Consider the following 2,084-nt stretch of genomic DNA (forward strand, 5'->3'; position numbering starts at 1 on the left):
GCCAGCGGTACACCGATCGGACTGCACTGGCCTGCAAGGTCTTCGGGGCCGATGTTTCGTATCGAGGCGTGCACCGTGGTCTCGGTGATCCCGTACATGTTGATCAGCCGAGGAGAGTCCGGGTGCGCCTGCAGCCAGCTGTTCAGACGCGCGGGGTCGAGGGCCTCGCCACCAAAGATCACCGACCGCAACGCCAATGGCCCGGCTTCGGCCTGCCCGTGGGCGGCCTGCAGCGCGTAGAACGCCGACGGGGTCTGGCTGAGCACATTGACCTGTTCGGCGACCAGGACCGTGTGCAGCTCGTCGGGGGAAGCCGCGACTGCTTCGGGCACCACGACGACGCGGCCACCGGACAGCAGCGCCCCGAAGATCTCCCACACCGAGAAGTCGAATGCCAACGAATGTGCCTGCGACCACACCTGCCCGCGCCCGACCTCGGCGTCCAACGACTCCAACAACCGGGTGACGTTGCGATGCGGCACCGCAACACCTTTCGGCGTCCCGGTCGTGCCCGAGGTGTATATCAGGTAGGCGATGTCGTCTGGCGACACCGATGTCGGCACAGCGACGTTCGACTGGCTGCCTACCGCCGGGTCGTCGACATCGATGATCCGCCCGGCGAATCCACCCAGCCGCTTCCTCAACTCCGCCGTCGTGACAACCGCCACCGGTGCGGCATCCGACAACACGAACTCAACGCGCGCGGCTGGCAGCGCCGGGTCGACTGGGACGTAGGCCGCACCGGTTTTCAGCACGCCCAGGATCGCGGTGACTGCCTCGGGAGAACGCGGGAACACCAGCCCCACCCGGTCACCGGCACCCACTCCCTGCCCGATCAGCAGGTGCGCCAACCGGTTCGACGCCTGATCCAGCTTCGAGTAGGTCAGCGATTCGCCGCCGCATGTCAGTGCCACCGCGTCCGGGGTGCGGGCCACCTGCTCGGCGAATACCGCAGGAATCGACACCGCCGTTGTCTCAGGCGCGGTCAGCACCACGCGGTTGGACCAGTCGTCCAGACGCGCCAGCTCGTCGGCGCTCAGCACCTCGACCGCCGAAAGCCGTTGCCCGGCGTCGGCCGTCATCGCGGTCAACACCCGTTGCAACCGCTCGATGAGAGTGTCGACGCTGGCGGCGTCGAAAACGTCGGTGCGGAATTCGACCGTGCCGCCGATCCCGGCCGGTGCACCGGTTTCGGTCCAGCGTTCGAACAGCGACCAGGTCAGATCGACGCGGGCGGTATGGGTGTCGGCCGGTAGCGGAGCGATCCGCAGGTCGCCCAACGTGCGCTCGGCGGTGAGATCGTTGTCCTGTCCGGCGAAGTTCTGCCAGGCGAGCATGACCTGGACCAGGGGGTGGTGGGTCAGGCTGCGGGTGGGGTTGAGGCGGTCGACGAGGACTTCGAACGGGACGTCCTGGTTGTCGTAGGCCGCCAGGCTGCGCTGGCGGACCTGGGCGAGCACCTCGGACACGGTGGGATCGCCGGTCAGGTCGACGCGCAGTACCAGGGTGTTGACGAAGAACCCGACCAGCTGATCGAGGGCAGGATCGTCGCGCCCGGCGATCGGGAAGCCCACGGCCACATCGGAACTCGCGCTGAGCTTGGCCAGCAATACGCTCAGGGCAGCTTGCACGACCATGAAGTCGGTCGCGTTGTGCTCGCGGGCCAGGTCGGTGATGCGCTGTTGCAGATCGGCGGGCCAGTCGATGTCGAGGGTGGCACCGCGTAGGTCCGCGACGGTGGGGTAGGGGCGGTCGGTGGGCAGTTGCAGGCGATCGGGCAGTCCGGCCAGGGTGTCTTGCCAGTAGGTCAACTGCGCGGCCAGCGGGCTGTCGGGGTCGCTGAGGTCGCCGAATTGTTCGCGCTGCCACAAGGTGTAGTCGGCGTATTGCACGCCCAGCGGCGTCCACCCCGGGGCTTGCCCGGCTACCCGCGCGGTGTAGGCGGTCGCCAGGTCGCCGACCAGTGGGGCTATCGACCAGCCGTCGGCGGCGATGTGGTGGATGGCGGCGGCCAGCACGTGCTCGTCGTCGCCGACGCGGAACAGCTGTGCCCGCAACGGGATTTCGGTTGCCAACTCGAAGCT

1 protein-coding gene is annotated in these 2,084 nt (G+C 67.9%); it reads right to left on the bottom strand.

Translation table 11 applies throughout. The features are described 5' to 3' along the window. The coding region (locus JOZ00_RS05330) for an AMP-binding protein (RefSeq protein ID WP_293340733.1) at window positions 1–2,084 on the bottom strand (2,084 nt) is incomplete at both ends.

Source organism: Mycobacterium sp. (assembly GCF_019243155.1).
In the GTDB taxonomy this organism is placed as follows: domain Bacteria; phylum Actinomycetota; class Actinomycetes; order Mycobacteriales; family Mycobacteriaceae; genus Mycobacterium.